General features: G+C 62.0%; 7 protein-coding genes, 1 tRNA gene and 1 pseudogene. All 9 read left to right on the top strand.

Features of this window, described 5'->3' with window-relative positions; all coding sequences use genetic code 11:
* Positions 1 to 131, top strand: a pseudogene (locus QM569_RS05930) (elongation factor Tu); the annotation flags it as partial.
* A gap of 10 nt (positions 132 to 141) precedes the next feature.
* Positions 142 to 217: transfer RNA gene (locus QM569_RS05925), tRNA-Trp, on the top strand.
* 92 nt (positions 218 to 309) lie between these two features.
* Entirely contained in the window at positions 310 to 696 is a 387-nt protein-coding gene (gene secE, locus QM569_RS05920) for a preprotein translocase subunit SecE (protein WP_414986301.1), read from the top strand.
* Positions 693 to 1,292 (top strand): transcription termination/antitermination protein NusG, encoded by a 600-nt coding sequence (gene nusG, locus QM569_RS05915; RefSeq protein ID WP_414986300.1) that lies wholly within the window; start codon positions 693 to 695, stop codon positions 1,290 to 1,292. Before secE ends, nusG begins: the two co-directional genes overlap by 4 nt.
* 117 nt (positions 1,293 to 1,409) lie before the next feature.
* A complete protein-coding gene (rplK, locus tag QM569_RS05910; protein WP_142149034.1) occupies positions 1,410 to 1,841 on the top strand; it encodes a 50S ribosomal protein L11 in 432 nt (143 codons plus the stop codon).
* Between the two features lies 1 nt (position 1,842).
* Positions 1,843 to 2,538, top strand: a complete 696-nt coding sequence (rplA, locus tag QM569_RS05905; protein WP_414986299.1) for a 50S ribosomal protein L1 — start codon at positions 1,843 to 1,845, stop codon at positions 2,536 to 2,538.
* Between the two features lie 243 nt (positions 2,539 to 2,781).
* Positions 2,782 to 3,288, top strand: coding sequence for a 50S ribosomal protein L10 (gene rplJ, locus QM569_RS05900; protein WP_414986298.1), 507 nt, complete (start codon positions 2,782 to 2,784; stop codon positions 3,286 to 3,288).
* 48 nt (positions 3,289 to 3,336) lie between these two features.
* The gene (gene rplL / locus QM569_RS05895) at positions 3,337 to 3,717 is read left to right on the top strand and encodes a 50S ribosomal protein L7/L12 (protein WP_414986297.1); all 381 of its coding nucleotides are present in this window, start codon (positions 3,337 to 3,339) and stop codon (positions 3,715 to 3,717) included.
* 354 nt (positions 3,718 to 4,071) lie between these two features.
* A partial coding sequence (rpoB, locus tag QM569_RS05890) for a DNA-directed RNA polymerase subunit beta (RefSeq protein WP_414986296.1) occupies positions 4,072 to 6,463 on the top strand: 2,392 nt, incomplete at its 3' end.

Below are 6,463 nucleotides of genomic sequence, written 5' to 3'. Positions count from 1 at the left end.
TGCCCGGCGACAACGTGTCGATCACTGTGAAGCTGATCAACCCCATCGCCATGGAAGAAGGTCTGCGCTTCGCCATCCGCGAAGGCGGTCGCACCGTGGGCGCTGGCGTCGTGGCAAAGATCATTGCCTGATAGGAGTTGAAGGGGTATAGCTCAATTGGCAGAGCGTCGGTCTCCAAAACCGAAGGTTGTAGGTTCGATTCCTACTGCCCCTGCCACTTGAAAAAGTGGCCTCACAAGCCCGCCAGACTCTGGCGGGCTTCGGTGTCTTGAGTGGCGCCGTACATCGGAAGCAGGAATATTCTCAAAAATGGCCACTTCACAGGTTGAAACCGTCAATACAGGCGCAGACAAGGCCAAGCTCGCTGCTGTGGTGGCGTTGGTCATCGCGTCGGTGGCGGGTTTTTATATGCTGGGCAAGCAGGGCGCGGTGGCGCAGTGGGCTGCACTGATCGTTGGCCTCGTTGCTGCGGTGGGCGTGTTCCTGGTGTCCGAGCCTGGGCGCCAGTTCGTCGGCTTTGCCCGGGATGCATGGCGCGAGGTCAAGAAGGTCGTCTGGCCCACCCGCAAGGAAACCCTGCAGATGACGGCCTATGTGTTTGCCTTCGTGGTGATCATGGCGCTTTTCCTGTGGTTTACCGACAAGACGCTGGAGTGGGTCTTGTACGACTTGATTTTGGGTTGGAGAAAGTCATGACGACGACCGCTGCTGAAATCACTGGATCAGAAGCACCTGCAGGCGCTTCTGTTGCAGCCAATCCGGATCTGCGCTGGTACATCGTGCATGCCTATTCGGGCATGGAAAAAGCCGTGGAGCGCAACATCCAGGAGCGCATCAGCCGCTCGGGCATGCAGGACAAGTTCGGTCGCATCCTGGTGCCGACCGAAGAGGTCGTGGAAATGAAGAACGGCCAGCGCAAGACGACGGAGCGCCGTCTGTTCCCTGGCTATGTGTTCGTCGAGATGGTCATGGACGACGACACCTGGCATCTGGTGAAGCACACCAACAAGGTGACGGGCTTTGTGGGCGGTGCCAAGAACCGCCCTGCGCCGATCTCGGAGGACGAAGTCCAGAAGATCGTCAGCCAGATGCAGGAGGGCGCCGACAAGCCGCGCCACAAGATCGAATTCATGGTGGGCGAACTGGTGCGCGTGAAGGAAGGCCCGTTCACCGATTTCAACGGTTCCGTCGAAGAGGTGAACTACGAGAAGAGCCGTGTACGGGTGTCCGTCATGATCTTCGGTCGCTCGACTCCGGTGGAACTGGAATTCGGCCAGGTCGAGAAGACCTGAGTTTTTTGGATGCCGCACTTTTCGGCTCGGTGCGGATGAAAGCGTTGTGAGTCGTTAACCCCGGGGAGCTGCGATCGCAAAGATCAAGGCGTCAGCACCCGCAAGGAGTAATCAAGCATGGCGAAGAAAATCGTCGGCTTCATCAAGCTGCAAGTGCCAGCTGGTAAGGCCAACCCGTCCCCCCCGATCGGCCCTGCGCTGGGTCAGCGCGGCCTCAACATCATGGAGTTCTGCAAGGCATTCAATGCGCAGACCCAGGGTGTGGAGCCCGGCCTGCCGCTGCCCGTGGTGATCACGGCGTTCGCGGACAAGAGCTTCACCTTCATCATCAAGACGCCGCCCGCCACGACGCTGATCAAGAAGGCGATCAAGTTGGAAAAGGGCTCGTCCAACGCGCTCAAGACCAAGGTCGGCAAGATCACGCGCGAACAGCTCGAAGAGATCGCCAAGACCAAGCTGAAAGACATGAACGCCGCCAATGTGGACGCCGCAGTGCGCACGCTGGCCGGTTCTGCGCGCTCCATGGGCGTGACGGTGGAGGGCCTCTGAAATGGCAAAGCTGACGAAAAAACAAAAGGCCCTGCAAGGCAAGGTCGATAGCACCAAGCTGTACGCATTCGCCGATGCAGTCGCTATCGTGAAGGAAGCCGCTACCGCCAAGTTCGACGAGTCCATCGACGTGGCTGTGCAGCTCGGCATCGACGCCAAGAAGTCCGACCAAGTGGTGCGTGGCGCCGTGGTGCTGCCCAACGGCACTGGCAAGACCACCCGTGTGGCCGTGTTCGCCCAGGGTGCCAAGGCCGAGGAAGCCAAGGCCGCTGGCGCCGACGTGGTCGGCATGGATGACCTGGCTGCCCAGGTCAAGGCGGGTGATATGCCTTTCGATGTGGTGATCGCCGCCCCCGACGCGATGCGCGTGGTGGGTACGCTGGGCCAGATCCTCGGCCCGCGCGGCCTGATGCCCAACCCCAAGGTGGGTACGGTGACGCCGGACGTTGCCACGGCTGTGAAGAACGCCAAGGCAGGCCAGGTGCAGTTCCGCGTGGACAAGGCCGGTATCGTTCACAGCACGATCGGTCGCCGTTCGTTCGACAACGACAAGCTGCAGGGCAACCTGGCCGCGCTGATCGAAGCGCTGAACAAGGCCAAGCCCGCTTCGAGCAAGGGGCTGTACCTGCGCAAGGTCGCAGTGTCTTCCACCATGGGCGTGGGCGTCCGCGTGGATACGCAAACCATCGCAGCGTAATTGCGAGAAATCTTGAAGCGCCCTGAACGCAAGCAAGGGGTGCTTCGGTGGTGGGCCGCAGGGCGCAAGCCCTGCGGGCCATCCAAGACCGTTGGTGTGCATTCGTGCATTTAATCCCTTCGGGGGCCAACGCAGATGGCGATCCCGCTGCTGATGGAATGAATGTTCCGAAACAGTTGGTCGCTGCAAACCAAGAGCGCGCAAAAGGGCGAAAGCCCGAATGCGCAAATGAAGGAGTAGACCTTGAGTCTTAATCGCAGTGAGAAAGAAGCGGTCATCAATGAAGTGACCAGCCTCGCCGCTAAAGCTCAAACGCTCGTGATCGCGGAGTACCGTGGCATCACGGTCGCCGACATGACCAAACTGCGCGTGGATGCTCGCAGCAAGGGTGTGAGCCTGAGTGTTCTGAAGAACACCCTGGCCCGCCGTGCTGTGGCTGGCAGCGCATTTGACGTGGTGGCGGACCAGATGACCGGTCCCCTGATCTATGGCTTCTCCGAAGACGCTGTGGCCGCCGCCAAGGTGGTGGCCGATTTCGCGAGGACCAACGACAAGCTGGTGATTCGCGGCGGCGCCTTCGCGGGCAAGGCCCTGGACGTGAACGGCGTGAAGCAACTGGCCAACATTCCTACCAAGGAAGTGCTGCTGGCCCAACTGTGTGGCTTGCTGATGTCGCCGATCTCCCGCACCGCCGTGGTGCTGGGTGCCCTGGCGGCCAAGAAGGGCGAAGGCGAGGCTGCCGCCGCGTAAAGCGTGCCGGCAGACGACCCCCTGTAAACCAATTGTTAGGAAATCAAAATGGCATTCGATAAAGACGCATTTCTGACCGCACTCGACAGCATGACGGTCCTGGAACTCAATGACCTGGTGAAGGCCATTGAAGAGAAGTTTGGCGTGAGCGCAGCCGCCATGGCTGCTCCCGCTGCTGGCGGCGCTGCTGCTGGCGGCGCTGCTGCTGCCGAAGAGAAGACGGAATTCAACGTGGTGCTGACCGACGCCGGTGCCAACAAGGTGTCCGTCATCAAGGCGGTGCGCGAAATCACCGGCCTGGGCCTCAAGGAAGCCAAGGACCTGGTGGACGGCGCTCCCAAGAACGTCAAGGAAGGCATTGCCAAGGCCGACGCCGAAGCAGCGGTCAAGAAGCTGGTGGAAGCCGGCGCCAAGGCCGAGCTCAAGTAATTCGGTCCCGTTCAAGGGCTGGAAGCTCCTGCAAGGGCTTCCAGCCTTTGGCGCTTTCAGACACGACTTACGCAAAACGGGTTCAGGCAAGACGCTTGCCCGGTGGAAATGCCGCTGGTGCATCCTTGTTTGCGCAAGTCCTATCAGAGTCCACCTGAAAGTCCCGCGCACAGCGAGGTTTTCAAGTGTCTTCTGACAACCCCGACAACAGAAGACGCCTTGGTTCGGGCGATGTGCAACGCATCGCCGTCCGCCATGGTTGGTAGTGGCCAACCGCCAAGCCCGTGCAGGATCGCCATCCTCGCGGGTCCGTAGTCGTCGAAGCCCCCAGTCATGTCTTTGCCCGGAGATCTCATGGCCTATTCCTATACCGAACGCAAGCGAATCCGCAAGAGTTTCGGCACCCGCGACAGCGTGCTTGAAGTCCCCTATCTGCTGCAGATGCAGAAGGACGCCTACACCGCTTTCCTGCAGGCCGACAAGGCCCCCCAGAAACGCACCAACGAGGGCCTGCAGGCCGCATTCAACGCGGCCTTCCCCATCGTCTCGCACAACGGCTTCGTCGAGATGAAGTTCGTCGAATACAACCTGGCCAAGCCTGCGTTCGACGTGCGCGAATGCCAGACGCGCGGCCTGACCTTCGCCTCGGCCGTGCGCGCCAAGGTGCAGCTCATCATCTACGACCGTGAATCCTCGACCTCGCAGTCCAAGGTGGTCAAGGAGGTGAAGGAGCAAGAGGTCTATATGGGCGAAGTGCCCCTGATGACCGACAAGGGCTCGTTCATCATCAACGGCACGGAGCGAGTGATCGTCTCGCAGCTGCACCGCTCGCCGGGCGTGTTCTTCGAGCATGACAAGGGCAAGACGCACAGCTCGGGCAAGCTGCTGTTCTCGGCCCGCATCATTCCCTACCGCGGCTCGTGGCTCGACTTCGAGTTCGACCCGAAGGACATCCTGTACTTCCGCGTGGACCGCCGCCGCAAGATGCCGGTGACGATCCTGCTCAAGGCCATCGGCCTGAACCCCGAGTCCATCCTGGCGAACTTCTTCGTCAACGACAACTTCCGCCTGATGGACTCCGGCGCGCAGATGGAATTCGTGCCCGAGCGCCTGAAGGGCGAGGTGGCGCGCTTCGACATCACCGACAAGTCGGGCAAGGTCATCGTTGCCAAGGACAAGCGCATCACCGCGCGCCACACGCGCGAGCTGGAGCAGTCGGGCACCACGCACATCAGCGTGCCGGAGGACTTCCTGATCGGTCGCGTGGTCGCGCGCAACATCGTCGATGGCGACACGGGCGAGATTCTGGCCAAGGCTAACGAAGAGCTGACCGAGGCGCTGCTGAAAAAACTGCGCTCGGCCAACGTGCAGGACCTGCAGGTCATCTACACCAACGAACTCGACCAGGGTGCGTACATCAGCCAAACCCTGCGCATCGACGAAACGGTGGACGAGTTCGCCGCGCGCGTGGCCATCTACCGCATGATGCGCCCCGGCGAGCCGCCGACCGAAGACGCTGTGCAGGCCCTGTTCCAGCGCCTGTTCTACAACCCCGACACCTACGACCTGTCGCGTGTGGGCCGCATGAAGTTCAACGCCAAGATCGGCCGCGACGAATCCACGGGCCCCATGGTGCTGTCCAACGAAGACATCCTGGCCGTGGTCAAGATCCTGGTGGACCTGCGCAACGGCAATGGCGAGGTGGACGACATCGACCACCTGGGTAACCGCCGCGTGCGTTGCGTGGGTGAACTGGCCGAGAACCAGTACCGCACGGGCCTCGCACGCATCGAGAAAGCCGTGAAGGAGCGCCTGGGCCAGGCCGAGCAAGAGCCGCTGATGCCGCACGACCTGATCAACTCCAAGCCGATCTCGGCTGCGCTCAAGGAGTTCTTCGGCGCGTCCCAGCTCTCGCAGTTCATGGACCAGACCAACCCGCTGGCCGAAATCACGCACAAGCGTCGCGTGTCGGCCCTGGGCCCGGGCGGCCTGACGCGCGAGCGCGCTGGCTTCGAAGTGCGCGACGTTCACGTCACCCACTACGGTCGCGTGTGCCCCATCGAGACACCCGAAGGCCCGAACATCGGCCTGATCAACTCGCTGGCGCTGTACGCGCGCCTGAATGAATACGGCTTCATCGAAACCCCGTACCGCCGCGTGGTGGACGGCAAGGTGACGAACGAGATCGACTACCTGTCCGCCATCGAGGAAGGCAAGTACGTCATCGCCCAGGCCAACGCCGTGCTCGACAAGGAAGGCCGCCTGACGGGCGAGCTGGTATCGGCGCGCGAGAAGGGCGAATCCATCCTGTGCGGCGCAGACCGCGTGCAGTACATGGACGTGTCGCCCGCGCAGATCGTGTCGGTGGCCGCCTCGCTCGTGCCCTTCCTGGAGCACGACGATGCGAACCGCGCGCTGATGGGCGCCAACATGTCGCGCCAAGCCGTGCCCGTGCTGCGCCCCGAAAAACCCCTGGTGGGCACGGGCATCGAGCGCGTGGCGGCGGTGGACTCCGGCACCGTGGTCACGGCCACGCGCGGTGGCGTGGTGGACTACGTGGACGCCACCCGCATCGTGGTGCGCGTCAACGACGCCGAAGCCGTGGCCGGTGAAGTGGGCGTGGACATCTACAACCTCATCAAGTACCAGCGTTCCAACCAGAACACCAACATCCACCAGCGCCCCATCGTCAAGAAGGGCGACGTGCTGGCCAAGGGCGACGTGATCGCCGACGGCGCTTCGACCG

Source organism: Acidovorax sp., assembly GCF_047607405.1.
Classification (GTDB): domain Bacteria; phylum Pseudomonadota; class Gammaproteobacteria; order Burkholderiales; family Burkholderiaceae_C; genus Acidovorax.
This window is presented reverse-complemented; position numbering and strand designations above follow the sequence as displayed.